The organism is Candidatus Accumulibacter sp. ACC012 (assembly GCF_907163155.1).
GTDB lineage: Bacteria > Pseudomonadota > Gammaproteobacteria > Burkholderiales > Rhodocyclaceae > Accumulibacter > Accumulibacter delftensis.
The window spans coordinates 65,136-91,683 of the sequence record NZ_CAJQUC010000002.1 but is presented as its reverse complement, the minus strand read 5'-3'; the positions used below and the strand labels follow the sequence as shown (position 1 = coordinate 91,683).

Here is a 26,548-nt window from a genome sequence, read left to right as displayed (position 1 = left end):
GCCATGAAATTACACTCAACTCTTCCGCCGGCAATGCCAGAGCACCACCGCGGCTTCACCCTGGTTGAAGTGATGGTCGCCATGGTCATCGGCATGCTCGGCCTGATCATCATGATGCAGGTCTTCTCCGCGGCCGAAGGCCAGCGGCGAGCCACGACCGGCAGCGGCGATGCGCAAAGCAATGGCGCCATGGCGCTCTATGCGCTGCAGCGCGATATCCGTCAGGGCGGTTACGGCTTCAACGCCGTCAACACCTTCGGCTGCCCGCTCGCCCTCCCGGCGCCGGCCAGTCGCACCTTGGCGCAGCTGGCGCCAGTGATCATCAATCCGCCGACCGCAGACGTTCCGGCCGGCGATGCCAACACGGACACCTTGCTGATCGCCTATGGCAACAACGAAGGCCCGCCTGAGGGCGATGTGATCACAGCGGTCAACGGCTCTCTACTCGCGGTAGCGGCGGCGACAAATTACCGTACGGGGCAGCAAGTCATCGCGGCACCGTCTGCCCCCACCGCAGGCTGCGCCCTCACTTTGACAGACGTTAGCGCGCCACCTACGCCACCCAATGTGCCGGTCCGCGACGCGACCGGAGCAGTCGATGGCGGCACGCTGTTCAACCTCGGCGCCAACCCGCGATTCCTGGCCTACGCCATTCGTGGCGGCAACCTGACGGTCTGTGACTATCTCGCTTTCGACTGCAGCTCAGCCGCCAACTACATCGCCATTGCCAACAACATCGTCAGCCTGCGCGCGCAGTATGGACACGCCTCGACGGACGTCAGCGGGGTCGATGTCTGGGATCAACAAACGCCACCACTTACCACTGACCCTCCCATCGCAGCTCCAACCACTGCAACAGAGTTTGCCTGTCTCTGGGCGAGAACCTCGGCGCTACGGATCGCCATCGTCGCTCGCAACAGCCAGCTGGAACGTGACCAGATCACCGCCGTTGCACCGCTCTGGGCGGGTAGCGCGGGCGCAGCGCTCACTCTGAGTGGGCGCGCAAATTGGCAGAACTACCGCTACAAAGTCTTCGAAACCATCATCCCGATTCGCAACCTGCCCTGGATGGGAACATGTACCTAAGGCCAGCTCTCCACCGCCGCCAAGCCCTCGCCGGTCACCTGCGCAGCAGCCAGCGCGGTGTCGTCCTGCTCGTCGCGCTGATCATCCTGGTCGCCCTGACCCTGTCCGGAGTGGCGCTCATTCGCTCGGTGGATACCGCCAACCTGATTGCCGGCAACCAGTCTTTTCATCAGTCGGCCGTACATGCCGCCGAGAGGAGCACGGAAGTCGCCATCAGCTGGCTGGAGTCGAATAACGCCCTCGGCGACCGTGACCTTTTCGACAACAACGCCGCTGCCGGCTACCTAGCATCACGGCCGCCTGACGGCAGCGGCGACCCCAGCGCCGACGAGTCCTGGGACGCGTTCTGGTTCAGAGTGTTGAGAGCGCAATCTGTTGTCGCCCCACCTTCTGCTCCGACCTGCCCGACTGACGACAACGCCGATGCAGCCTGCAACAACGTGCGTTACGTCATTCAACGGCTATGTGCAACAACCGGCGCGCCACACGTCGCCAACTGCGCCAAGCAACCCGCCTCGATCAGCAGCGGTGGCAGCTTCGGCGCTGGCGGCGTCTCGCCGCTGACCAACAATCAGGTGTATTACCGGATCACCACGCGCATTGCCGGACCACGCAATACTCTCGCCTTCATCCAGACGATCGTTGCGCTATAGGTCCACAGAGGATTTGACCAGGAGTTCGCCATGGAAACCATCAAACACATGAACCGATCGAGCGCGTTGTTCGCGTTGATCGCCTCGCTCCTCGTCGCCACCAGCGTCCACGCGGCCCCGACGCAACTGGCCGCTTCGCCCCTCTCCGGCGCCTCGTCGGTGGCGATAGAGCCAAACATCCTCTTCGTGCTCGACGACTCGGGAAGCATGGACTGGGATTACCTGCCCGACTGGGCAGGGCTGAGCTCGCAACTGAACCAGACGCACAACCCACGCTTCAACGGCATCGCCTACAACCCGGCGGTCACCTATTCTCCACCCAGGTATTTCCAGGCCGACGGCACAGCCGACACCACCACCTACCCCAGCCAGACCACATGGACCGCGGTCAAGGACGACGGTTACGGCGTACAGAGTGCCGGCATCAGCAACCTGATCGGCAACGCCTATTACTTCACGACCGTCGCCGGCGAATACTGTACCAACCAGAGCATGAAGAACTGTGGCACCGACCCGACAGCGGTCCCTGCCTATCTGCGCTGGTGCAAGACGGCGGCCGACGCAGTGGCAGCGGCCCCTGCCGATGGAGCCTGCCAGGCGACCGAGGTCGACCCCAGCCCGCCGCCGCCGGCCGTCGCCGCCAATATTCCCTTCAATTTCCCGCGCATGCCGGCGCCGCGCACCAGCACGATCACCATCAGCGGCAGCAGCAGCACGTCGATCAGCAGCATCAAGGTCGACACCAAGGAGATCCTGTCGGTGGCGATCGCTGCCAGTAGCTCGCCGGCGGCGCTGGCCAGCGCCATCGAGGCCAGTATCAATGCCTGTACGTACGGGCTGGCTGGCGACTGCACGATCGTCGGCTACAACGCCGTCGCCACGGCCTCCGGGTCTGATTACACGATCACCATCAGCGCCCCCGCCGTGCCGACATCCGCACCGGTGCTCACCCAGATTGGGTCAATGGCCGGGACGCCAAGCGCTTTTGCCCGCCCGGCGAGCAACCTCGCTCCGGGCGAGAATCTGTTGACCGTGATCACCTCTACCACGACCGCCTACCCCAAGGCAGTCACCCGCAGCGACTGTGCCGCCAGCGAGTGCACGTATAGCGAGGAAATGACCAACTACGCCAACTGGTGGGCCTATTACCGGACGCGCATGCAGGCCATGAAAACAGCGACCAGCCTGTCTTTCGAGCCGATCAACAGCAGCTTCCGCGTCGGCTACATGACCATCAACAACAATACGACGACCGACTTCCAGAACATCGACTCATTCAACCCCGCCCAGAAGAAGGCCTGGTATGACAAACTGTTTGCCGCTTATCCCAAGAAAGACGCGCTGACGCCCTTGCGCGTCGCCTTGTCGAACGCCGGGCGCCTCTACGCCGGCCGGCTGAACGAGCTGACGTTCAACGGCGTCACCGTCGTCGACCCCGTCCAGCATTACTGCCAGCAGAACGTCACCATTCTGTCGACCGACGGCTACTGGAACGAGGGTGCCGGTTTCCAATGGAACGGCGTCACCGCCGTCGGCGACCAGGACGGCCCGGGACTCGAAGTTCGCCCGCAACTCGACGGCGGCGCCCCGCAGCAGTGGAAGACCACGTCGCAGACCACCAAGACCGAAACGCCAACCTTGCCGACCCTGCGGCAAAAGACAACGGAGCAGGAGCAGAGCCAGGCGGCGCTGGTCGAAATCACCACCTTCACGCAGGAGCAGACGCGGACGTCGCAGCTTCAGAGCCAGGACCCGCAGTGGCAAAGCAAGACTTCGCAACTTCAGATCAGCACCTTCACTCAAAAACAGATTAGTACGCTGACCCAGTTGCAGCAACAGACTGCCACCCTGCAAAAGAAGATCTTGACGCTGCAGGGGCGGACGGCCAACCTGCAGACGAGAAGCAAGACGCAGGACGAGGAGAGCACCTCGCAGCTACAAAGCCAGGCGGCGCTGCTACAGAGCAAGACCTACCAGTTACAGCAGAAGCTGATCCAGGTCCAGCAAAGAACCTCGAGCAACGGCGGCACGACGTGGACCGGCTGGAGCGATGTCGCTGCGTGTTCGCCGGTGAAAAGCGGAGCCAACCGCGTCGATTGCCAGACATTGGCCCCGTCGCCCTGGAACAGCGTGTCAAGCTGCACGAAAGTGGACGGCGGTGAAACGGGTACCGGGGGGGAATACGACCCCAAGATCTACACCACCGATTCGCAATGCCAGTACACTTCGCCAGCGTGGGTCGACGCCGACTCCTGCACGCCGCTTGCACCGTCCCCGGGTCCTACCAGCTACACCGTCGGCACGGCGGTCGAATGCCAGAAGACCTGGCCGAACCCCTGGATCAACGCCTCGTCATGCACGAAATCAGACACTATGGAGTGCCAGTACACGCCATGGACCGGCTATTCCAAGGTCGACTCGTGCACGCCCCAGGCCCAATCCAGCGGGTCGCCCTACACGGTTGCGGTTGCAATTCAATGCAGGACGAGCAGCTGGACGGACTGGGCCGACACCACGGCGAGCTGCACCAAGTCGGCAACGGTCGACTGCCAGTACGGCGACTGGACCAGCTACGTCGATGATCCTACCTGTGTTGTGGCCAATAAATCGACTGCCTCACCCTATACGGTCACGAAGGCCAAGCAGTGCAAGATGACTGACGGCGGCTGGAAAACCGTAGCGGCCGGTTTGACGTGCACCGAAGCGAGTTCCGGTGCGACGGAAACGCAGTGCCGATACAACGACTGGACCGACTGGAAGGATGTCGCTACGTGCACGGCCGTGGCGCCGTCTCCCGGACCGACCTACAGCGTCAGGACGGCAAGAAACTGCCAGACCGTCTGGACCGCCGCCAAAGATACGCCAACTTGCGTTCCGACGGCAACCACGGTGTGCACGACGGTGTGGACCGCGTTCGCCAACACCTCGTCCTGCACCAAGGACGACACGACAAACTGCCAATATACGCCCTGGACCGGCTGGAGCAATACCGCCTCATGCACCCCGCTGGCGCAATCGACCGGGCCAACAACATACACTGTCGGAACCGCTACCGAATGCCAGACGACGTGGCCCAACCCCTGGGTCGATGCTGGCTCGTGCACCGCTTCGGACACCAGGAAATGCCAGTACGAAGACTGGAGCGGCTGGAGCCCTACTGACGGCTGCACGGCAGTAGCGCGAGCCGACGACTACAGCGTTGGCCTGGCCAGAGAGTGCGGCACCGACTGGACGCCCTGGAGCACAACCGCCAGCTGCGACCCAAGGGCCCCCGATACGAAATGCCAGACGACATGGCCAAACCCCTGGGTTGACTGGACGGACGCGAGCGCCTGTGCGGCAAACGAAACTCTGAAATGTCAAACCGTTCCGGTCATCGCCGAGTGGACCGATGATCCCTTGTGCACGGCAGGCCGCGTCGCCGGACTGACCACCTATTGCCAGAACGTCGTCCCGCCGCCCGCCAAGTCCTTCGTGGCCACCGTCGACGACTGCAAGGCGGGAACGTTCGACGGTGTGATAACCAGTTGCGACACGGTAACGACCGGGCCGATCGACGACGACTCGTGTGTCGAGGCAGCAGCCAGCAAGGACAACGACTGGCTGACGACGAAGTGCCCCACGGTCGCCCTCGGCCCAACCAGCGACACCCTCGCTGACGTCGCCCAATACTACTGGAAGACGGATTTGCGCGATCCCTTGCAGCTTCCCGATCGCTGCACCGGTGGTCCAATCGTCAGCGGCGACTTCACCACTTACAACGACGTCTGCGTCAACGACGACACGAACCCGCGGCAATTCATGAACACCTATACGCTCGGTCTGGGCGCTTCCGGCCTGATGCAATACCAGGCCGATTACCTGACCGCGAGCAGCGGGGATTTTAACAGCCTCAAACTGGGCGTCACCGCTGACCCGGCCACCGGCCTGTGTCCATGGCAGAAAGCGGGCGAATGCAACTGGCCGAAACCGGAAAGCGACTCGCAGACCAATATCGACGACCTCTGGCACGCCGCCGTCAATGGCCGGGGCACCTACTTCAGCGCTTCCGACCCCGCTTCGCTGGCAACCGGCATCAGTGGCGCACTGTCCAGCGTCCGCGACAAGGCCGGTGCGCTGGCAGCGGTGACGGTCACCAGCCCGAACCTGGTGGCCGGCAGCGAGAACAGCCTCTTCGAGGTCTCGTTCAAAGCCGGAGAGTGGTCGGGTGACGTCGTCAAACGGACCATCAACGCAAGTACCGGCGTTCTGTCGGACCCGGTCTGGGCGGCACAGGCACTACTCGACGCCAAGGTCTCGGCGGGCACCCATACGGCACGCACAATCTACACTTACGATACGGCTCCCGACTCGACGAACAAGCTCAGGGATTTCCAGTGGGGCAATTTGAGCGCAGCCGAACAGGCCTACTTCGAGTTGCCGGCGATCAAGCCGCTGTCGCACTTCTGCGACGTCGGCACGATCTGCCTCACCTCCGAGACGCAAGGAAACGCCGACGGCGAACCGCTGCTCAACTTTGTGCGCGGTGACAAGACCAACGAAGGCCCGCTGGTAAACCTCGGCGCCTACTATCGCCAGCGAGCGCATCTGCTTGGCGACATCGCCGGCTCTGAAGCAGTCTATGTCCAGGGCTCGCCGTGGAATTATGCCGACTTGCAGTACGGCGCCTTCAAGAGCGCCAACCTGAGCAGAGCCGGCCGAGTCTACGTCGCCGCCAACGACGGCATGCTGCACGCCATCGACGCGGCGACCGGCGAGGAAGCGTGGGCGTATGTACCAACGCTGGTGATGCCCAAGCTCTACAAGCTTGCCGACAAGAACTATGCACTCCCCGGACGGCATCAGTTCCTGGTCGATGGCACGCCCGTCGCTGCTGACATCTGCATCAGCGACTGCGCGACCACATCGGCCGTCTGGAAGACCATCCTCGTTGGTGGCCTGAACCACGGTGGGCGCGGCTACTACGCACTGGACGTCACCGATCCCGCGGCCCCCAAGGGCTTGTGGGAGTTTACTGACGACAATCTGGGCTACACCTACGGCAACCCGGTGATCACCAAGCTCAAGAATGGCACCTGGGTGGTAATTGTCGCCTCGGGCTACAACAACGTCGTCCCAGGCGACGGGGAGGGACGACTGTTCATTCTCAACGCCACTTCCGGGGCCGTCATTCGCACGATCAGCACCGAAGTCGGTGATGCCAGCACCCCGAGCGGTCTGGCGCGGATTGCCGGCTGGGCAAACTTCCCGGACAACAACAACACCACGCAGCGCGTCTACGGCGGCGACCTGCGTGGCAACCTGTGGCGTTTCGACATCAACGGCGATATTCCCGTCACCGTTGAGCCGCCGGTCTACGAGGCGCAGCGGCTGGCGAAGCTTGTTGATGCCGATGGTGTCGCGCAGCCGATCACCAGCAAACCCGAACTTGGCAAGGTCGGCAGCCATCCGGTGGTGTTTGTGGGCACCGGCCAACTGCTCGGCTCGGATGACCTGGTGACGGCGCAGCAACAATCGCTCTACGCGATCAAGGACCGCCTCACCGTCACTGACCTCACAGCAGACCCGCCTGTATATGGTGATTACGGAAGCCCACGGCAGCCGTTGTCGCCGCCACAGGAAACCCCTCCGCCCGGCGACTTCGTCAAGCAGACGCTGACCAGCGTGTTGTGCCCGGACAGCACGACCCTCTACTGCACGGTCACCAGCTCGGATTTCGCCGTTGATTTCAACAGCAACGACGGCTGGTATGTCGACTTCCCAGTCCTTGGCGAAAGGATCAACACCGACCTGCGCCTGCAGCTCGGCACGCTGGCGTTCAACACCAATACGCCAACCACAGGCGCCTGCGTTCCGGTCGGCGTCAGCTACGCCTACTTCCTCGACTACCGGAGCGGTGGTGCTGTCGAAGGAACGGACGGGCTGGTCGGCACCAAACTGGGCGACTTCCTGAGTACCTCGCCAAGCGTCATCCGCCTCGAGGACGGCACGATCAGGGAATTGATCCGGACCGACACCCCGGATACGATCAGTGCGCCGGTTCCGACCGCGCCGACGCCGCTCGATACACGCCGCGTTTCCTGGCGGGAGCTGGTTACCGAGTAGCCCGCCCGCGCAGCACCAGAAGGCCGCGAAAGCGGCCTTCTGCTTGATTTTCCCCGCCAAGCCCAGCGGCCAAAACGCCAAGCGGGTGATCGCGCCCTATCAAGGGCCACGCCGCGCGCGCAATCGCCTGCGCGTGCACCGCTCACTCGGCGGCGCTCTTCCGGCGTGCTGTCCATGGACCGCCCCTCAAAACGCCGACACCGAGGCCTGTCATTCGCTACAATCGCCGACTGTGAGAGCGGGCTCGCCGCAACCAGCCGCAACACGCGGCGAACCGGCCGTCTGACTCTGCTTCGCCAATCGCAATCGATGTCGCTGCGATCGCTGCCGCCATTGCCCGCCGCCCGCCGCTACCCGTTTGCTCGCCCGACCCAGACGGGACCGCATAAACACTCAAGGACTCTTGCCATGAAACGCCACCAGACTCTCCAGGACCTCTCGCGCGAGCACCATAGTGCGCTCAAGCTGGCGCTCGGCGCCCGCCGTGCGGCCACTTCGGGCGATGCCGGGAAAATCGCCGCGGCAATCGCGAGTTGCGCCGACGTTTTTGCCGCGGAGCTCGAACCTCATTTCAGGATTGAAGAATCCAGCCTGCTGCCGGCCATGGCCCAGGCCGGCGAAGAGGCCCTGGTTGCGCGCACGCTGCGCGAGCATGCCGAGCTACGTACCCTCCTCGGCCGTGTGCTGGATGCCGATGCCGATGCCACCACCCTGCTCAGTTTCGCCGACCTGCTGTCGGCACACGTACGCTTCGAGGAACGAGAACTGTTCGAAGTTGCCCAGCAGCGTCTTGTGCCGCAAGCTTGACCCAGCGCCGCCGGCCCAGGTTTTCGCCAAGCATCCGTTCCTCGCCGCGACTTTCTTCGCGGTCCAGGCCTGGCAAGCCAGCCATCGTTCATTTTGGCTGCTTGCGACTTCCCCAGCAGGATCCTCATGGCCACACTTCTGATCGTCGACGACACCCCCGCAAGCCTGTCGCTGCTGAGCGACCTTCTCAGCCCGCTGCATCGGGTGCGCACCGTCGACTCGGGGCCGCGCGCCTTGCAGGCAGCAGCCAGCCAGCCGCGGCCCGATCTGATCCTCCTCGACCTCGTGATGCCGGAGATGGACGGCTACCAGGTACTCGGCCACTTGTTGGCCGACCCGGCCAGCGCCGACATCCCGGTGATCTTCGTCAGCGCGCTCGATTGTAGCGATGACGAGGAGCGCGGCCTGGCACTGGGTGCAGCCGACTGCATCAGCAAACCGTTCCGGCCGGCGATCGTCCTGGCGCGGGTCAAGGCGCAGCTCGAACTGAAAGCAGCCCGTGACCTGCTGGTACGCGATCACCACTGCAAGCTGCAGCGTGAGATCGACCGGCGGATGGCCGAAAATCGCCAGATCCAGGATGTCAGCATCCGCGCACTGGGGCGACTGGCGGAAATTCGTGACCCTGAGACAGGGAATCATTTGCGCCGCACGCAAGCCTACGTCCGCACGCTGGCCATGGAGCTAAGTTCGCACCCGCGCTTCGCAGCTTTCCTGACGGCACACAACATCGAGGTGCTGGTCAAGTCGGCGCCGCTGCACGACATCGGCAAGGTCGGCATTGCGGACCACATCCTGCGCAAGCCCGGCAAGCTGACCGCGGAGGAATGGGTCGAAATGAAAAAGCATAGCCTCCTTGGCGCGCAGGCCATCGAACAGGCCGACAAGGACGCCGAACGACCTCTCGAATTCCTCAGCATGGCCAGGGAAATCGCCCACTATCACCACGAAAAATGGGATGGCTCGGGCTACCCGGAAGGCCTCGCTGGCGACGCGATTCCGATTTCGGCACGGCTGATGGCCCTCGCCGACGTCTTTGATGCCTTGCTCGCGCAACGCGTCTACAAGGCGGGGCTACCGGTCGAAGACGCGCTGCGGATCATTCGCGAAGGGCGCGGCAGCCACTTCGACCCGGATGTCGTCGACGCCTTTTTTTCCCGCCAGGACGAGTTCCTCGCCATCGCCGCCCGGCACGCTGACGGCGACGCCCGCCGGGCCGATGAGCGAACACCTTCGCCAACACAGACTCCGAGCCGCGCAGAAAATAGCAGCTGAGCCCTTGCCAAGCGCTCGCAAAGCACAAGCCGTGCCGTGTATCTTCCCGGTTTCCATTAGAATCGATCCTTTGCCGACTCAGGCCGCCCTCCGGAGAATGCCTCATGACCTTGCAGAGCAAGCCCAACACCGACGACGTTCGCATCCGGGAAATCAAGGAGCTGGTCCCGCCAGCGCACGTTTTTCGCGAATTTCCGGTCGGCGTTCGCGCTGCAACGACCACCTATGAAGCGCGCCAGAACATCCATCGCATCCTGCACGGCGCCGACAATCGCCTGCTGGTAGTGATCGGGCCGTGTTCGATTCACGATGTCGATTCGGCCATCGAATACGCCACGCGACTGCAGAAGGAAGTGCCGCATTTCGAGGACGATCTGCTGATCATGATGCGCGTCTATTTCGAGAAGCCGCGCACGACCGTCGGCTGGAAGGGCTTGATCAACGACCCGCGTCTCGACAATAGTTTCCGGATCAACGAAGGCCTCCGCCTGGCACGCGGCTTGCTGTTGCAGATCAATGATATAGGCCTGCCCTGCGCGACCGAATTCCTGGATACCATCACCCCGCAATACACCGCCGACCTGATTGCCTGGGGAGCGATCGGGGCGCGCACCACCGAATCACAGGTGCATCGTGAACTGGCCTCCGGCCTGTCCTGCCCGGTCGGCTTCAAGAACGGCACTGACGGCAATATCCGCATCGCCATCGACGCCATTCGCGCCGCGCAGTCGCCACACCACTTCCTCTCGGTGACCAAGGCCGGCCATTCGGCGATCGTATCGACCTCCGGCAACGAGGACTGTCACGTCATCCTGCGCGGCGGCAAGGAACCAAACCACGATGCCGCACACGTCGACGCCGCGTGCAAGGAAATTGCCGCCGCCGGACTCGCCGCGCGGCTGATGATCGACGCCTCGCACGCCAACAGCGAGAAGCGCTTCAAGCAACAGATCGAGGTCGCCAGGACGACCGCCAGGCAGGTAACGGCCGGCGACGAACGGATCATCGGCGTGATGATCGAATCACACCTGGTGGAAGGACGCCAGGATCTGGTGCCCGGCCAGCAGCTCGAATACGGCAAGAGCGTCACCGACGCCTGCCTGGGCTGGGAAGACTCGCTGCTGGTGCTGGAGTTGCTCGCCAAGAGCGTCCGTGAGCGCCGCCTGGTCGAAGCCGCCGCGTAAGGTTTGGCATCCGAGAGGCGGCAAGGCGGGGCCTGCCGCCGCCAGCAGCAAGCGCGCAGCGACGGGGCCGTAGTAAGCCGGGGCGACACCAGGCCGGGACGACAAACAGCGGGGCGGCCGCTTTCGCGGCCGCCCCGCCGGTGGGAACAGCTTTCCGTCAGCAGCGCGCGAGCGCGCGCGTCGCTCAGCGGAGCTTGATCTCCTTGTAGATCACGTGCTTGCGGACCTTGGGATCGTACTTCTTGATCTCCATCTTGCCCGGCATGGTGCGCTTGTTCTTGGTCGTGGTGTAAAAGTGGCCGGTTCCGGCGGTCGACTCAAGCTTGATCTTGTCACGCATAGCTGCTCTCCTGGTCAGATCTCGCCGCGCGCACGCAGGTCTGCGAGCACAACGTCGATACCGTTCTTGTCAATGGTGCGCAAACCGGCGTTCGATAAGCGCAAGCGCAGCCAACGGCTTTCGCTCTCGATCCAGAAGCGGCGATACTGCAAATTCGGAAGGAAGCGGCGCTTCGTTCTATTGTTGGCATGGGAAACATTGTTCCCCACCATCGGGCCTTTGCCCGTGACTTGGCAAACACGCGCCATGATTGTCGCTCCAATTGTCTGAGGGAAGAAAACCCGCGATTCTAGCGCAGGCAAGGGTCTACTTCAAGCGTTTTGGCCCACTCGTCCAAGCTGCTGTCGTCGCAAGCTACAACAAGCCGCGCTCGGCAAACGAGAGTGGCGGCGATTGCCCGGCAACGATGAAATGATCGAGCACCCGCACCTCGATCAGCGCCAACACCTGTTTCAGCTCGCTGGTCAGCAGTTCGTCAGCGCGCGAGGGTTCGGCAACCCCCGACGGATGATTGTGCGCCAGCACCACCGCCGCCGCATTATGCCGCAGCGCGTGCTTGAGCACCTCGCGCGGATAGACGCTGGTTTGCGTCAAGGTGCCGCGAAACAGTTCTTCGGTGGCAATCAGGCGATTCTGGGCGTCCAGCCACAGGGCCAGAAAGACCTCATGCTGCAAGCTGGCCAGATGCAGCCGCAAATAGTCGCGCACCCCGCCGGGAGAAGCGAAAGTCAGCCCCTCCTCCTTCAGCTCTTCGCCGAGCGCCCGCCGCGCCATTTCCAGCACCGCCTGCAACTGCGCATACTTCGCCGGCCCCATCCCCGGCACCGCAGAAAAATCGGCCAGGCTGGTCGCAAACATGCGGTTCAGCCCACCAAATCCGCCAATCAACTCGCGCGCCAGATCCACCGCGCTTTTTCCCTTGCTGCCGACGCGCAAGAAAATCGCCAGCAATTCAGCATCCGATAGGGAAGCGGCACCGCGCGCCAGCAGGCGCTCACGTGGTCGCTCGTCTTCAGGCCAGTCGCGAATTGCCATGTCGACACCTCAAGGAAAAGCCTCGGTCAGGCATATTACCCACAGCACAGCCGCTGGTACAGGCGATTTCGCTGCCGATACAGCACCTTGGCACACCTAGGGCCGGCTTATCGCTTATCGGACGGGGAATCGCGCGCCTACAAACGCCGGCGAGAAGCCCCTCGCGCGACATTCGGAGCCCGTTCGACCCCTGGCGCTTGATTGTCTCCGAGGTTCAACTGGGCGGCATCACGGCGTGCACGCTGCTGCGCTCGTTCATGCGCCCCAACCAGGCCTCGATGCTCGGCGCCGCGGCAAGCAGGGCCAGGCCTTCCGGGGTCGCGCGCAGGTAGGTCACTACCGGCAGGACGTGCAAATCGGCGAGGCTCACGGTCGCACCACCGAAGTAGTTTGCCTCGCCCAGCAAGCGCCCGATCTCTTTGAGGAACAACGCCGCCCGCGGCTTGGCCGCCTCGATTTCGGCTTCGTCGGTCTGGCCACCGAGTGCCGGCACCAGGACACGGGGAATGAAAATATGAGTGATCGACGCCGGGTAGCCGTAGCTTTCAACGATGCCCATCACCTGATTGACCCGGCTGCGGCCAACGGGCGTCGCGGGCATCAAGGCCGGTCCCGGAAACACCTCGTCGATATAGCGCATGATCGCCGCTGCCTCGTAGATCGAATGGCCGTCGTGTTCGAAGGCGGGCATTTTTCCCCAGGGATGGCGGGCCAGATGCGCCTCTTCCAGATGCTGACCCTTGACCAGATCCACGGCGACCAGCGTGTGCGCTACGCCCTTTTCCTCCAGGGCCAGGCGAACGGAACGAACGTAGGTGCTGATGGCATCACCGTAAACGAGAGTTTGGCTCATGACTTGTCTCCTATGGGTTTGTTCCAGTGAGTTTGTACAGGACGAGCCTCGACTGAAGTCGGCCGTACGAGCACCATTCTGCCCGCTGATCGCCGCTTTTGCACTCGGGAAATAGCGCTGCTGCTTGCTCCCACGCGCTGCTGCCGTTGGGCGGGATGTGCAAAGCGACCCGAAAAAAACTCCCGGAAAGCACCGCCGAGCGGATCGCCGCTGCGGTCGGCAAGCGTGCTCGCCAGCCGCTGCCAAGCCACCGCGCCGATTGACGGCAGTGACCGGAAGCCGGGATACTCGCTTCGGCGCGGCCAAATTCCTGACCCCTCAGCGCCCACCCGCCCGCCCGTCCAGCCGACAGCGACGGCCGACGATCTCCGACAACGAACGAGCGAGGCAGCAAATGGCACCGGCAGAACTTACCTTGGGCGATGCTTCGCTGATCACGGCCACCTTCCTGTTTACCGACATTGAAGGCTCGACCAACCTCTGGGAAACCGAATCGCAGGCCATGCGCGTCGCCCTGCAGCGCCACAACGCGCTGCTTTCGGCGGCCATCGAGCGCCACCACGGCTATGTCTTCAAGACCGTTGGCGATGCTTTCTGCGTCACTTTCGACGATGCCAGCGAGGCGCTGCACGCCGCCTGCCAGATCCAGGCCAGCCTCGCCGCCACGCGCTGGCCGACGAAGTCAGCGCTGCGCGTACGCGTCGCGCTGCACACCGGCCCGGCGTACCTGAGCAGCGGCGACTACTTCGGAACGACGGTCAACCGCTGCGCGCGCGTGCTGGCGGTCACGCTTGGCGGACAGACACTGCTCACTTCGCCGACCGAAGCCCTGGTGCGCGAATCCTTGCCGGCGGAAACCAGCCTGCGCGATACCGGCATGCTGCGCCTGCGCGACCTGCCGCACCCGATACACGTCTTCCAGCTGATTCACCCCGGGCTGTCGCCGAGCTTGTGCGAGCTGGGCGCCACCGCGGACGGACACAAGCTGACCACGGAACCGATGGCCCGTTTCCGCCCCGTCGACCTCTACGAAGTCCCGACGCTGCCGGCGATCGTCGTGCAGGCACTCAAGGTCCTGCAGAATCCGAACAGCGATGCCCGCGCCGTCGAGCGAGTGATCGTCAATGATCCAGCGATCTCGGCCAAGATCCTGCGCGTCGCCAACTCCGCTTTCTTTGGCTTCTCGCGGCGCATCAGCACCATTTCCGAAGCGGTGCGGGTGCTCGGTTTCACCAATGTTCAGGGAATGATCTTCTCGGTTGGCGCCTTCGATTCCTTCCGCACCGAGCGCCTGAACCTGACCGAGTTCTGGAAGCATTCGATCGCCACCGCCGCCGCCGCACGCTTCCTTTCCCCACACCTCGAGTGCTCGGCCGACGAAGCGTTCATGGCCGGCATCCTGCACGACATCGGCAAGCTGATTTTCGCCATCCAGGCCGAACCTGCCTACCATCAAGTACTCGAGCTGCGGCGCGGCGCGGCAGCGATGAGCAGTCTCGAAGCCGAGCGAACGCTGTTCGAATTCACTCATCCGGAGGTCGGCGAGATGGTCGCCGAGCGCTGGGCTCTGCCAGCGCGCTACATCGCCGCCATCGCCCACCATCACGACCCGCAAGCGGCTGGCGAGGAGCGCGCTTTCTGCGCCCTGATCGGACTGGCCGACCAGGCCGCCTACGCCGCACTGGGTGGCGCGACGCCGCCACCAGCGGAACATGACCGCCAGCGAGCCGCCCTGCTCGAGCTCCTGGCCTTGCGCCCACGGCACTGGGACGAGTGCCTGCAACACCTGCACGACGCGCACACCGACATCAACGGCTTTGTCGGTGCGATCCGCTGATGCGACGAAATGCAGCGAAATACAGCGAAATGCAGCAAAAACATGCGCGGCGCTGCGAGCGGCGCTTTTCCCCTTGCTTGCCCGCCAAATTCCGCTATAATGCGCAGCTTCCCGGTTGCAAGGGCCTCGCCAGACAGCAGCAGAGAGGCCGCGACAGGGAGCAGCAGGGCAACAAAAACACAAGAAAACACAAGGAGTGGTAGTTCAGTTGGTTAGAATACCGGCCTGTCACGCCGGGGGTCGCGGGTTCGAGTCCCGTCCACTCCGCCAGCACAAGAAAGCAAAAAGCCCAGCCAGCCTGGGCTTTTTCTGTTTTACGCCTGGCAACCGCCAAGGGCGCGCTCCCTTTCCGGGGGCCAGCAGCCAGCCCCCCCGTCGGCGCGAGCGCATCTCTGCGCCGCAAATGATCACTACAGCAGCGAGATGGCTGTTCTATAATCAGAAGCTTGTCGGGCAAAATTCCACCAGGTGAACCGGCTCAGGTGAAGCGCACAGCTCAACCGATTTCGTCGGGACAACTGGCACCGCCCGCGAACGAGGACAGGACCACCGGATGACGTCACGAATCGCTTTCGCACTTGTTACTGCTCTTGCCTGCGCTACCGCCTGGTCGAACGACGCGGCGAGCGTAAATCCTCAGTCAGAGGTTCCAGCGCTGACCGCCCCGGCACGCAGCGAGGCCGCGGCAAGCGCCGTCCCGGCAGGAAGCGATGGCCCCTTGCCGGTGGTTGAAGTAGCCGCGCCGGCGCGACTCCCCGAGACCATCGACCTGACCTACGAGTCGGCGGAGATCTTCCAGCACCTGCGGCGCGGCTTCGCGATGCCGAACATCAACAGCGAGCTCGTTCTGCACCATCAGCAGTGGTATCTGAACCGCCCGGACTACTTGCGGCGGATGATCACACGCAGCAGCCGTTACCTGCATTTCATCATCATCGAGCTCGACAAGCGCGGCATGCCGCTGGAAATTGCCCTGCTGCCGATGGTCGAGAGCGCCTACAACCCGACGGCCTACTCGCGCAGCCATGCCTCCGGCCTGTGGCAGTTCGTGCCGGCGACCGGCAAGCAATACAATCTGGAACAGAACTGGTGGGTCGACGAACGGCGCGATATCGTCCAGTCGACCGGCGCGGCACTCGACTACCTGCAGTACATTTACGAACTGCACGGCGACTGGCACCTGGCGCTGGCCTCCTACAACTGGGGCGAAGGCGCGGTCGGTCGGGCGATCAAGAAAAACGCCGCGCAGGGTCTGCCGACCGATTACATGAGCCTCAAGATGCCTGAGGAAACGCGTAACTACGTCCCCAAGCTGCAGGCCTTGAAAAACATTTTCAACAATCCCAATATCCTCGCCGACCTCGACATGCTCGGCGTCCCGATGCGTCCCTACTTCGCGACGGTTACCAACTCCGGCAATATCGACGTCAAGCTGGCAGCAAAACTGGCTGAAATGCCGGTCCAGGAGTTCGTTGCGCTGAACCCTTCGCACAATCGCGCGGTGATCAGATCCGAAACGCCCATGGTCATCCCGGCCGACAAGCTCGAAACCTTCGCCCACAACCTCGAAGCGCACGAGGAAAGCGACAAACCTCTCTCTTCCTGGCAAGCCTATACCCTGCGCCCGGGCGAGAAACTCGAAGAGGTCGCGCCACGCTTCGGCATGACGGTAGCCGGCCTCAAGGCTGTAAACGGTCTCCAGGGCCGCATGCGGGTTGCTTCGGGAGCGACACTGCTGGTCGCAGGTGAAGGAAACGAACCGCAAGACATGGGCCTGAAGGCTTCGCCAGAGGAGCAGCCGCTGGTCTTTGCAGCGCCGGCCCAGCGAGCGGAAAAACCGGCAACGGAAAGACCGGCTGCGGAAAAACCGGCGCCAGGCGTGGGCACGCAAACCAGCACGCACGAGGTGCGCAAGGGCGAGACGCTGAGTGCGATCGCCCGGCGCTACGGAATGAGCCTTGCCGAGCTGAAAAGCCTCAACAAGCTCCGCTCCAATACCGCGAAATACGGCACCCGGCTAACGGTGACCAGCAGCACCCAGGCCAGCGCCTCCACTCGAGTCAAGACCGAGATCGCCAGCAAGGAAACGCCAGCGAAAAGCAAGCCAACGCGAGCGGCGAGCGGGCCCACGACGGCTGCGCCTGCCGCGGCCGCTCCGCGCACACATACCGTGCGCCGGGGAGAGACGCTGTCCAGCATCGCCCAACGCTACGACATGAGCATCAGCGAACTCAAGAAGCTCAACAAGCTGCGTTCGGATCAGGTGACCTCGGGCACGAAATTGCGGGTTCAGTCCTGATCCTGAAGTAGCCGGCAAAGCCTCGTCAGCGAAGCGTCAAGCGGGCTTGCCAACTTTCCGGCTTTTGCCAACTTTCCGGCTTACCAACACCGCGCGCTGCCATGGCAGGAGCAGTGGCAGCTACGCATGGAGATGGCAACGCACCGTGTGCGTGCTCGACAGCGCCGTCGTTTCCGGATAGCGCTCACGGCAGGCAGCCGTGGCCTGCCGGCAGCGCGGATGGAAATGGCAACCGCTCGGCGGATTGGCTGGTGACGGCGTTTCCCCGGGCAGGCGAATGAAGGCCGGCTGCGCGTCGAGGCGAGTGCTGGGCACCGCCGACAACAAGGCGCGTGTATAGGGGTGCTGCGGCGAACGCAGAACCTCATCGACTGTCCCGCGTTCGACGATGCGGCCAAGGTACATCACCGCCACCTCGTGGGCGAGATGGTCGACCACCGCGAAGTTGTGGGTGATGAACAGATAGGCCAGCCCGAGATCGGCCTGCAGCGTCGCCAGAAGATTGAGAATCTGTGCCTGCACCGAGACATCGAGCGCCGAAGTCGGCTCGTCGCAAATCACCAGATCCGGCTGCACCGCCAGCGCCCGCGCAATGGCGATGCGCTGCCGCTGCCCGCCCGAGAATTCATGCGGATAGCGACTGGCGGCCGCCGCTTCGAGGCCGACCTGCTCGAGCACGGCAGCAATCGCCGCGCCCCGGCCCTGGCGCTGCATATCGATGCGCAAAGCGCCCATGCCCTCGCCGATGATTTCGCCGACCGACATGCGCGGGTTGAGCGAAGCGAAGGGATCCTGGAAGATCATCTGCATGCGCCGCCGCAGCGGACGCCGTCCCTTGCGCGTCAGGCTACCCAGTTCCTGCCCGAGCAGGTGCACGCTGCCGCTGCTGGCGGCGATCAACTGCAGGATGGCCTTGCCGACCGTCGTCTTGCCACAGCCCGACTCGCCGACCAGCGCCAGCGTCCTGCCCCGCGCCAACTCCAGCGAGACGCCATCGACCGCGCGCACCTGTCCGACCGTGCGCTGCAGGATGCCGCGCCGGATCGGGAAATGAACACGCAGCTCGTCGACGCTGAGCAATACCGGTGCCACTACATCACCGCCCCCGCTAGACAGCGCTTCGCTGCTGCCAGCACTGGTGGCCGTGCTGGTACGCGCCACGGCGTCCGGCAAGGCGTCCAGATGGCAGCGCAAGCGATGGCCCAGCGCCACCTGCCGCCATTCCGGCGCCTGCTGCCGGCAAAGCTCCCAGGCGTACTGGCAACGGCTCGCGAAGCGGCAGCCGGCGGGCATTGCGGAGAGCGGCGGTACCTGTCCGGGGATCGTATCGAGCCGACCTCCGCGCCGTTCCAGATCGGGCAAGGCGGCGAACAGCTTCTGCGTGTAGGGATGGCGCGCCGCCGAAAAGAAGACCGCGTGTGGCGCCTCTTCAACGATCTGGCCGGCGTACATCACCGCCACCCGCGTCGCCATCTGGGCGACGACGCCGAGGTCGTGGGTGATCAAGAGCATGCCCATCGCGCGCTCGGCCTGCAGCCGGCGCAGCAACTCGAGAATCTGCGCCTGAATGGTCACGTCCAGCGCGGTGGTCGGCTCGTCGGCGATGAGCAGGCGCGGATTGCCGGCCAGCGCGACGGCGATCATCACCCGCTGCTTCATGCCGCCGGAGAGCTGGAAGGGATACTCGCCGAGACGGCGTGGCGCATCGGCGATGCCGACCGCACTGAGCAGTTCGAGCGAACGTTCGCGCGCCGGCTGGCCGGCCAGGGCAAGGTGGCGTTCAAGCACTTCACCGATCTGATGACCGACGGTAAGCACCGGATTGAGGCTGGTCGCCGGCTCCTGAAAAATCATCGCCATGCCGCCGCCGCGCACGCCGCGCATTTCGGCTTCCGGCAAGGCGAGCAGATCGCGGCCTGCAAAACGCACCGCACCGCCGGGAATCCGCCCGGCAGCGGGCAGCAGGCGCAGCAGGCCGAGCGCCGTCGCCGACTTGCCGCAACCCGACTCGCCAAGCAGGGCCAGGGTCTCGCCGGCAGCGACCTGGAAGTCGACGCCGTCGACCGCCGCCAGCAATGAACGGCCGCTGGCGAAAGCGATGCGCAGATTCGCCACTTCGAGCAGCTTTTGGTCGCTCAAGCTCGTTTCCTCAATCATGCCGAGCCCGCCATCCGCGGATCAAAGGCGTCGCGTACCGCGTCGGCGAGCAGGTTCGCCGCCAGCACCAGCGTAAACATGAACGTAAAGGCGGCAGCCAGCGACCACCAGACCATCGGTTCGCGCGCCAGCTCCATGCGCGCGTTGTTGATCATCGTGCCGAAACTGATCATCGTCGGATCGACGCCGATACCGACGTAGGAAAGCACCGCCTCGGCGAGCACCAGACTCGAGAAATCCATCACCAGCGCGATGATCACGATGTGCATCAGATTGGGCAGGATGTGGCGGCCGATGATGCGCAGATCGGCCACTCCGAAAGCCTGGGCGGCCTGGATGTACTCCAGTTCGCGCAGCTTCAGGGTCTCGCCGCGCAGCAGGCGGCAGAGGCCGGTCCAGCTGGTCACCCCGAGGATGAAGCAGAGCGCCAGCAGGCGCAGGTCGGCGCGTTCGGCGGCGGTGGCGAACCACTGCGGATGGTTGTCGATCAGCACCTGCATCATCAGCACCGCGGCGGCGATCAGCAGCACCCCGGGAATCGAACTGAGCGTGGTATACAGGTACTGGATCAGGTCATCCACCCAGCCGCGGAAGTAACCGGCGAGGACGCCGAGGAAAATCGACAGCGGCAAGGTGACCAGGGTCGTCACCAGCCCGATGACCAGCGCCGTGCGCACGCTCTTGAGGACCTGATAGAAGACATCCTGGCCGACCTTGTCGGTGCCGAAGACATGGTAGTGGCCAGCGAGCATCGCCAGCGGCAGGGCGACCAGCAGGACGACGCCGAGCGCGGCGAGTACCGCGTTCCACGCGAAGTCGCTCTCATTGCTCCAGATGCGTCGCCAGGCCTCCATGTGCGCACAGCTCTCGCGGCGCGCCAGGCGGGCCGCAGTCGCCGCCGCCAGCACCCACCAGGCAAGAATGGCCAGCACCAGGGCATGCAGCAGGCGCTGCCCGACGTCGGCGTCGCGACCCGCTTCGTCGGCGCCGAGATGAGCACCGCCATGGCGCAGGCGCGGATAATCGCGCGTTTGCTGCAGCTCGCCAGCCGCGTCGCGCGACTCGATCGACTCCTTGGCGTAGGCACGCGTCGCCAGGGGTTCGGAATAGGTTTTCTCGTTTTGCGTGCGTAGCGGCGTCAGGATCGCGTCGAGCAGCGACAGCACTTCGACGGCGTAGGCTGCCGGCTGCTTGCTGACGTCGCTGGCCGCCGGGCTGGCTTCGCCACTGGGCCGCTGCCCGGCCGCATTTTCCAGGCGCGGCCGATAATGCAGCGAATCCAGCAGACCGACGACAACGAAGACCAGCAACACCGTCGCCGAAGCCATTCCCGCCCGGCTGTGACCGACGCGCTGCCAGGCCGTCCGCCACAGCGGATTGCGCAGGGACAGCCAGCCGAAAATAGCGGCCGCGACGAAGAGCAGCCAGATCAGCACATCCGACCAGAGGATGACGGGGAGGAAGGCCATCAGTTGAAACGAATCCGCGGATCGACGAAGGTGTAGGAGAGATCGGTAAGAATCAGGCCGACGATGTACAACACCGAGCCGATGAAGACCATCGCCCGCACGACCGCAAAATCCTGCGCGTTGATGGCGTCGATGGTATAGCTGCCGAGGCCGGGAATGCCGAAGAAGGATTCGGTGAGCAGCGAGCCCATGAACAGCAGCGGGATGACCACTACCACCCCGGTCAGGATCGGGATCATCGCGTTGCGCAGGACGTGGCGAAAAAGCACCGCCAGTTCGGAGAGCCCCTTGGCACGCGCGGTGCGCACATAGTCGCGCGAGATCTCCTCCAGGAAGATGGTGCGATACCAGCGCGTCGACGAACCAATCCCCGAGATGACCCCGATCAGCACCGGCAGGATGACGAATTTCCAGGCATCGAGGCCGCCACCATAGCCCGAGATCGGCACCAGCTTCCACATCTTGCTGATCAGAAACTGGCCGCCGATGATGTAGAACAGGCCGGAGATCGACATCAGCGCCACGCACAGCACGACGCCCCAGAAATCGAGGTAGCTGGCGCGAAAAAAAGTCAGCATCAGCGCAAAGGAAACGGTCACCAGCAGGCCGAGGATGAAAGTCGGCAGCGCAATCGCCAGCGACGGCCCCATCCGCGAGCTGATTTCGCGGGCGATGTCGCGGCCGTCCTCGGCGCGCCCGAAATCGCCGGCAAACATGCGCGCCGACTTGCTGAAGAAGATGGTATCGGTGAACACCGCGCTGCCACTCGCCACTTCGTTGATAAACAGCGGCTTGTCGTAGCCGCGCTGGGCCTTCCATTTATCGATCGCCTCCGGCGTCACGCGCTTGACGCCAAGCTGCATGCGCGCCATGTCATCGGGGGTATTGACGATGAAGAACAGCGCGAAAGTGATCACGTTCACGCCGATCAGGATCGGCAAGGCATAGAGCAGACGGCGAACGAGGTAAGCGAGCATGGTGCGCGACTATACCTCAAGCCGCAGCGCAAAGCGGCTTGCCCGGAGCGCGGCGCACATCAGCGCGCGGTCCCGCGCTCGCGGCGCCGATAGCCGATCGCCGCCGGCAAGACGACCGCCACCAGCAGCAGCAGCGCGACAAGCAGCGGCCAGAGCACCGGCTCATTCCATTGCTGCCGCAGGCGCTCGCGCTCGGCGACGTCGATGCGCTGATATTTGAGGATATTGTTGCCGACATCCGTCGACTTGCGGTTGTGCAGCCAGTCATGGCCGAGGGTATAGCTCTTCGGATGAAAGCCGAAGATCCACGGCGCGTCGTTCTGTAGCAAGGCTATCGCCTGACGGATGATGGCCAGCCGTTCAGCGCCGCGTGGTCCGTCGCTTTCCATGTTCTTCATGCGCTCGAAGAGGCGGTCGTACTCGGGATTGGCGTAGTTGGAGGCATTTTCACCGCCGACCGCAACCTTGCCGTCGGTGCCGTCGAGCAGGAACAGGAAGTTCTCCGGATCCGGGTAGTCGGCGTTCCAGCCGAGGTAGTAGAGCTGCACCGCCCCCTTGCGAATCTTCTCCTGAAAGCGGTTGAAGTCGGTCGAGCGCACGAGCAGCTGGATATCGAGCTTGGCGAACTGCCGGGTCAGCCAGTCGAGCCGCGACTTCTCGCCCATGCCACCGCTGGTGGTATCGAGACTGAGGACCAGCGGCTCGCCGGTTTTGGCGTTGCGACCATTCGGCCAGCCGGCTTCGGCGAGCAGCTTCTTCGCCACCTCGATCGACTTGCGTCGCGGCCGCCCGTCGACCCAGTCGTACACCACCGGGTTATTACCCTCCTCACCGTCGAGATAGCCGAAAATCCCCGGCGGCAGGGGGCTGGTTGCGGCGATGCCGCGACCGTTCATGAAAATCGAGATGAACTCCTCCTGGTCGATGGCGATGGACAGCGCCTGGCGCAACTTCGTCGCCTCCTCGGAGAGGCCGCCGACGACCGGATCGAGCATGTTGAAACCCATGTAGAAAACCGAGGGACGCACGCTGGTCAGCAGGCGGATGCCCTTCCCGCGCATCTCGTCGGTCAGGCTGACGTCACCCCCGCCGCCGAGACGCACCGCCTGGTCGAAGCTGTCCGAGGAAATCCCGGACGCGTCGTAATAGCCCTGCAGGAACTTGTTCCAGTAGGGAATCGCCTCTTTCTCGCGCGAAAAGACGGCCTGGTCGACGAACGGCAAGGCCTTGCCGCAATCCGCCAGCAGCCCGGCCGCCTCGTCGCCGGCCTCGCCGACACAGGGATGGCTCTCGCCATGGAAGTTCGGGTTGCGCTCAAGCACCATGCGGCTGTTGGGATCGTTGCGGGTGAGCATGAACGGCCCGGTGCCGACCGGATACCAGTCCAGCGTCAGGTTCTTCTCGGCCATTCCCGGCATGCTGTAGAAACGGTCGACCTCGCGCGGCACCGGCGCGAAGAAAGGCATCGCCAGCCAGTAGGGAAACTGCGGATACTTGCCGCGCAACTCGATGCGATAGCTGTAGCGATCGAGGCGACTGACGCCGCTCAGCGGAAAACGATCGAGATCCAGCCAGGCCTCTGGCGGCAGCTTTTTCGCTTCCTCGTTCAGCGCCGCACCCAGTTCCGGCAGGCCGATGATGCGCTCGCTCATCATGCTGAAGATCGGCGAATGCAGGCGTGGATGGGCCAGGCGCTTGATCTGGTAGATGTAGTCGTCGGCGACCAGTTCGCGGCTGCCGGTCGCGGCGAAATCGGCGATCACCTCGATGCCGCGCAGCTTCTCGGCGTCCAGTTCGCCATAGACCGGCTGCCCGGCGGCGTCGGTGGCAAAAGCCGGATGCGGCTGGTAGCGAATGCCCGGGCGAATGTGAATGTCGTAAACACTGCGCGCGATCTCGGCGGCCGGTGCGTCGGCCGGCAACTCGCGGCCCTCGGCGTCGTAGTAGCGCGGCACCGGTACGCTCTCACTGGTCGCCGGAATCAGCGTGTACGGCCGCTTCAGGTAGTGGTACTGCAGCGGCGGCTCGTAGATCTGCGCAGTGAAGGTGATTTCGTCCTCGCTGTACGACTGCACCGGATCGAGGTGTTTCGGACGCTCGGTGAAGGCCGCATAGAGAATATTTTTGCCGCGCTCGGCCTGCGGATAGGGATCGTTCTGCTCACTGCTGCAGGCCGCCAGCAGGAACAGCAGCGACAGCAGCGCAAGCAGAAGAAGCAGCGGGCGAAGGGCAAGGCGAAAGGGGGGCATGGGCGGCAGTTTACCTTGAAGTCCGCCGCTTTGGCTGCACGGCGCAGCATCCGGCACTCGCCATTGGCAAACGCCCGCCACCTGACAGACTGCGTGCTTTTGCCGAGCGAGTGATGCAATTCCTTTATAATGCGTCGGTTATGCTGATTCGCAGCCAAGCTGCCAACGCAACCCATTCTAGTTACGGGAGAAGTCATGGGATTCCTCGCCGACAAGCGAATTCTGATCACCGGCGTACTATCGAAGCATTCGATCGCCTACGGCATCGCCAAAGCCTGCCACCGCGAAGGCGCGCAACTGGCCTTCACCTATCAGAACGAACGCTTTGAAGCTCGCGTCGCCAAATTCGCCGCGGAGTTCGACAGCACCCTGGTCTATCGCTGCGACGTTGCCGAAGACGCCGATATCGACGCGCTGTTCGCCGCTCTCGCCGAGCACTGGGACGGCCTCGAAGGCCTGGTGCATTCGATCGCCTACGCCCCCGGCGAAGCCATCGAAGGCGACTTCCTCGACGGCATCTCGCGCGACGCCTTTCGCATCGCCCACGACGTTTCCTCGTACAGCTACGCCGGACTGGCCAAGGCCGCCCGGCCACTGCTCCTGAAAGGCCGCAACCCGGCCCTGCTGGCGCTCTCCTACCTCGGCGCCGAACGCACCCTGCCCAACTACAACACCATGGGCCTGGCCAAGGCCAGCCTCGAAGCGGCCACCCGCTACCTCGCCTTCTGCCTCGGCCCGCAAGGCATCCGCGCCAACGCCATCTCGGCCGGCCCGATCAAGACCCTGGCCGCGTCCGGAATCGGCAACTTCTCGCGCCTGCTCGCCTACAACGCCCACAACGCCCCCCTGCGCCGCAACATCACCATCGACGAAGTCGGCAACGCCGCCGCCTTCATGCTCTCCGACCTGGCCAGCGCGATTACCGGCGAGATCATGTACGTCGATGGCGGGCTGAATACGACGGCGCTGGGTAACGCGGATCCAATGCCCGGCTAACGGTCATGACATGTCGAGACACCCCTGATCATGAAAGTCATGACCGCCCCCCCTCTCACTTGCAGTGCGCATTCCGGCTTGCACGCCGGAATCGTTCGCCGGGCAGGGAGCATGCTCCCTGAATTCCCCGCCTCACCCCCGGCCCTTCTCCCGCGACGGGAGAAGGGAGTTTCGTGAGTCGCATACGCGACTTTCACATTAATGCTCGGAAAGTCCGGCACGACAGTGCCGGCGACTCGCCGCCGTAGAACATGCCGACGAGGGAAACCTGCTTACCGCATGCGTCGAGGGCGGCCACGGCGCGCTTCTTGTGGTGAGCAGAAGACAGGCGGTTGGCCAAGCGATGCTTCGTGGTTCGGAGGGCAGCCACGGCATTCGGAAACAATCCGAAGCGAGGTTTCTGTCATTTTTCGTGATGGTCTCTTGACGACCCTTATGGAAAGCTTTCCATAAGGGTCGTTGCAGTCATCAGCGCGACAAGGAAGCGGTCGTCCAGCGCAACTGATGAGACGGAGGCGAATAAGCGACTTGCCAAATTTTGCCAAGAAGCCTAGTCTGCGTCCATGAGCACAATGAATATTTCCTTGCCCGACAGCCTGAAGTCCTTCGTGGACAAGCAGGTGAGCGAACGTGGCTACGGCACCAGTAGTGAGTACGTGCGCGCATTGATCCGCAAGGATCAGGATCGTCAGCACTTGCGTGGTTTGTTGTTGGCCGGCGTAGCCACTGCGCCGACGTCGCCGGCTGATGCCGCCTACTTCGAAAGTCTGCGTGGCCGGGTACACAAAGCCGCCAAGTCGGTTTCTCGCGGGTGAAGGTCAAGCCCGTCGTTCCCCGTGAACGGGCAAACCAGGACGTCGACGACGCGATAGCTTACTACCTCGAAGAGGCTTCCTCGGCGGTGGCGCTGGGCTTCATTGACGCACTGGAACGGAGCTATACCCACATCGCGCGCTATCCTGGCACGGGTTCGCCTCGCTATGGACATGAGTTGGACCTTCCCGGCCTACGCGCCTGGGCGCTGTCGTCCTACCCCTACCTCGTGTTCTACGCCGAGCAACCGAACCACATCGACGTCTGGCGCATACTGCATGGCCAGAGCGACATTCCCGCCTGGATGCAGGATCCAGACGTCTTCTCCTGACGTGATCGCCGGGCACCCCACGGGGCGGTTGTCACGGTCCGCTTATCGGAGCTCCGCTCCAGTGGCAGTTAATGGCCGAAAC

At 63.7% G+C, this 26,548-nt stretch carries 19 protein-coding genes and 1 tRNA gene; 12 read left to right on the top strand and 8 right to left on the bottom strand.

Annotation, left to right across the window (positions count from 1 at the left end; translation table 11 throughout):
• Positions 1 to 3 precede the first annotated feature (3 nt).
• From QZ648_RS00925 to aroG, 6 genes are all read left to right on the top strand, one after another.
• Entirely contained in the window at positions 4 to 1,086 is a 1,083-nt protein-coding gene (locus QZ648_RS00925; protein WP_291995842.1) for a PilW family protein, read from the top strand.
• Positions 1,077 to 1,739 carry a pilus assembly PilX N-terminal domain-containing protein gene (locus tag QZ648_RS00920; RefSeq protein ID WP_169065916.1) on the top strand — a complete coding sequence of 221 codons (663 nt, stop codon included), beginning with the start codon at positions 1,077 to 1,079 and terminating at the stop codon, positions 1,737 to 1,739. The genes QZ648_RS00925 and QZ648_RS00920 overlap by 10 nt, the downstream gene beginning before the upstream one ends.
• A gap of 30 nt (positions 1,740 to 1,769) precedes the next feature.
• Positions 1,770 to 7,844, top strand: coding sequence for a PilC/PilY family type IV pilus protein (locus tag QZ648_RS00915; RefSeq protein WP_291995841.1), 6,075 nt, complete (start codon positions 1,770 to 1,772; stop codon positions 7,842 to 7,844).
• A 408-nt stretch (positions 7,845 to 8,252) separates the two neighbouring features.
• The gene (locus tag QZ648_RS00910; protein WP_169065914.1) at positions 8,253 to 8,651 is read left to right on the top strand and encodes a hemerythrin domain-containing protein; all 399 of its coding nucleotides are present in this window, start codon (positions 8,253 to 8,255) and stop codon (positions 8,649 to 8,651) included.
• Positions 8,652 to 8,777: 126 nt separating this feature from the next.
• Positions 8,778 to 9,926, top strand: a complete 1,149-nt coding sequence (locus QZ648_RS00905; RefSeq protein ID WP_169065913.1) for an HD domain-containing phosphohydrolase — start codon at positions 8,778 to 8,780, stop codon at positions 9,924 to 9,926.
• 104 nt (positions 9,927 to 10,030) lie between these two features.
• Entirely contained in the window at positions 10,031 to 11,110 is a 1,080-nt protein-coding gene (gene aroG, locus QZ648_RS00900; protein WP_169065912.1) for a 3-deoxy-7-phosphoheptulonate synthase AroG, read from the top strand.
• Between the two features lie 184 nt (positions 11,111 to 11,294).
• On the opposite strand, the gene rpmG is transcribed toward aroG, so the two are convergent.
• From rpmG to QZ648_RS00880, 4 genes are all read right to left on the bottom strand, one after another.
• On the bottom strand, positions 11,295 to 11,450 hold the full coding sequence (rpmG, locus tag QZ648_RS00895; RefSeq protein WP_169065911.1) for a 50S ribosomal protein L33: 156 nt from the start codon (positions 11,448 to 11,450) through the stop codon (positions 11,295 to 11,297).
• Between the two features lie 14 nt (positions 11,451 to 11,464).
• The gene (rpmB, locus tag QZ648_RS00890) at positions 11,465 to 11,698 is read right to left on the bottom strand and encodes a 50S ribosomal protein L28 (protein ID WP_169065910.1); all 234 of its coding nucleotides are present in this window, start codon (positions 11,696 to 11,698) and stop codon (positions 11,465 to 11,467) included.
• A gap of 106 nt (positions 11,699 to 11,804) precedes the next feature.
• Complete coding sequence (radC, locus tag QZ648_RS00885) at positions 11,805 to 12,485, bottom strand: DNA repair protein RadC (RefSeq protein ID WP_169065909.1); 681 nt, start codon at positions 12,483 to 12,485, stop codon at positions 11,805 to 11,807.
• A gap of 214 nt (positions 12,486 to 12,699) precedes the next feature.
• On the bottom strand, positions 12,700 to 13,338 hold the full coding sequence (locus tag QZ648_RS00880) for a glutathione S-transferase family protein (protein WP_169065908.1): 639 nt from the start codon (positions 13,336 to 13,338) through the stop codon (positions 12,700 to 12,702).
• A gap of 394 nt (positions 13,339 to 13,732) precedes the next feature.
• Here QZ648_RS00880 and QZ648_RS00875 point away from each other — a divergent pair, with 394 nt between their 5' ends.
• From QZ648_RS00875 to QZ648_RS00865, 3 genes are all read left to right on the top strand, one after another.
• The gene (locus QZ648_RS00875; RefSeq protein WP_291995840.1) at positions 13,733 to 15,175 is read left to right on the top strand and encodes an HDOD domain-containing protein; all 1,443 of its coding nucleotides are present in this window, start codon (positions 13,733 to 13,735) and stop codon (positions 15,173 to 15,175) included.
• A 193-nt stretch (positions 15,176 to 15,368) separates the two neighbouring features.
• A tRNA-Asp gene (locus QZ648_RS00870) sits at positions 15,369 to 15,445 on the top strand.
• Between the two features lie 283 nt (positions 15,446 to 15,728).
• Positions 15,729 to 17,474, top strand: coding sequence for a LysM peptidoglycan-binding domain-containing protein (locus QZ648_RS00865; RefSeq protein ID WP_291995839.1), 1,746 nt, complete (start codon positions 15,729 to 15,731; stop codon positions 17,472 to 17,474).
• Between the two features lie 120 nt (positions 17,475 to 17,594).
• Here the strand turns inward: QZ648_RS00865 and QZ648_RS00860 are convergent, their stop codons facing one another.
• Genes QZ648_RS00860 through QZ648_RS00845 form a run of 4 tightly spaced genes read right to left on the bottom strand, consistent with a single transcriptional unit; the run spans position 17,595 to position 24,326 of the window.
• Positions 17,595 to 19,598: an ABC transporter ATP-binding protein gene (locus tag QZ648_RS00860; RefSeq protein ID WP_291996121.1), complete on the bottom strand. Its 2,004-nt coding sequence runs from the start codon at positions 19,596 to 19,598 to the stop codon at positions 17,595 to 17,597.
• Between the two features lie 29 nt (positions 19,599 to 19,627).
• Positions 19,628 to 21,100 carry an ABC transporter permease gene (locus QZ648_RS00855; RefSeq protein ID WP_291995838.1) on the bottom strand — a complete coding sequence of 491 codons (1,473 nt, stop codon included), beginning with the start codon at positions 21,098 to 21,100 and terminating at the stop codon, positions 19,628 to 19,630.
• Positions 21,100 to 22,077, bottom strand: a complete 978-nt coding sequence (locus QZ648_RS00850; protein ID WP_291995837.1) for an ABC transporter permease — start codon at positions 22,075 to 22,077, stop codon at positions 21,100 to 21,102. Before QZ648_RS00850 ends, QZ648_RS00855 begins: the two co-directional genes overlap by 1 nt.
• 59 nt (positions 22,078 to 22,136) lie before the next feature.
• Positions 22,137 to 24,326: an ABC transporter substrate-binding protein gene (locus QZ648_RS00845; RefSeq protein ID WP_291995836.1), complete on the bottom strand. Its 2,190-nt coding sequence runs from the start codon at positions 24,324 to 24,326 to the stop codon at positions 22,137 to 22,139.
• Between the two features lie 195 nt (positions 24,327 to 24,521).
• Between QZ648_RS00845 and QZ648_RS00840 the strand changes: the two genes are divergently transcribed.
• From QZ648_RS00840 to QZ648_RS00830, 3 genes are all read left to right on the top strand, one after another.
• Complete coding sequence (locus tag QZ648_RS00840; protein ID WP_169065902.1) at positions 24,522 to 25,322, top strand: SDR family oxidoreductase; 801 nt, start codon at positions 24,522 to 24,524, stop codon at positions 25,320 to 25,322.
• Positions 25,323 to 25,885: 563 nt separating this feature from the next.
• Entirely contained in the window at positions 25,886 to 26,137 is a 252-nt protein-coding gene (locus QZ648_RS00835) for a type II toxin-antitoxin system ParD family antitoxin (protein WP_169065900.1), read from the top strand.
• Complete coding sequence (locus QZ648_RS00830) at positions 26,134 to 26,466, top strand: type II toxin-antitoxin system RelE/ParE family toxin (RefSeq protein WP_169065899.1); 333 nt, start codon at positions 26,134 to 26,136, stop codon at positions 26,464 to 26,466. The genes QZ648_RS00835 and QZ648_RS00830 overlap by 4 nt, the downstream gene beginning before the upstream one ends.
• Positions 26,467 to 26,548 lie beyond the last annotated feature (82 nt).